Genomic DNA, 745 nt, shown 5'->3' on the forward strand with positions numbered 1-745 from the left:
AGCTCAACTACTGTTTGTTTAAATTCTTGATTATACCGTTTTTGACTCATGATTCGGACACAACCTTTCGTTAGTTTAATATTAATGACTTAACCAAGTTGTGTCCATAAATCTATACTACATCTACTTGTACCGCCCACACAATAAAAGAGGATTTTTTAAAAGAAACAATTCTAAATGACATAAAATCCTTAATTCATCAAATTGACAAAGAGCAATATATAAAGAAGATGGAGAGAAAATCGAAAAGTACAAAATCGGATTCTCAAAAGAAAATCAATAAGATTAACAAACAGATGGATGTTTTAAAAAATCGAAAAAGGAAATTCATCAACCTGTTAGCTGACGGAATCATTACCAATGAAGAATATCAAGAGAGTATTGAAGCAACGAACAAGGATTTAACTGAATTAATGGAACAGAAAAATAAACTTCTTTCATTGATGGAAAGCGAGGATGTAATCGAAACAATTGAAAAGCTCAAAAAGGAATTACTTCAATTCCTAAATTTCGATGAATTAACCGAGGATATTCTCCATCGATTGATTAATCGAATCGAGGTAAAAGAGGACGGTACACCAATAATTCATTACCGGTTTACCACACCAAAAATTGAATAGAAGCTGGGACAAAACTAGCTTCTAGATAGGAAAAAGGAGAATTTGAGCCAACTCAAATTCTCCTTTTTCCATTTATCCCCATTATTTTTGGTTAGTTGATCTTTGTTGGCCGTGTATTTTCGTAA

At 32.1% G+C, this 745-nt stretch carries 1 protein-coding gene; it reads left to right on the forward strand.

The window, feature by feature from the left end:
• Window positions 1-296: 296 nt before the first annotated feature.
• Window positions 297-620, forward strand: coding sequence for a hypothetical protein (locus tag ACFPOH_RS10845; protein WP_390309648.1), 324 nt, complete (start codon window positions 297-299; stop codon window positions 618-620).
• Window positions 621-745: the final 125 nt, after the last annotated feature.

The sequence above is a fragment of the Ureibacillus suwonensis genome (assembly GCF_042655065.1).
Lineage (GTDB): Bacteria > Bacillota > Bacilli > Bacillales_A > Planococcaceae > Ureibacillus > Ureibacillus suwonensis.

Coding starts and splice junctions, on each gene's coding strand:
- ACFPOH_RS10845 (WP_390309648.1), top strand. CDS start 297: ATGGATGTTTTAAAAAATCGAAAAAGGAAATTCATCAACCTGTTAGCT.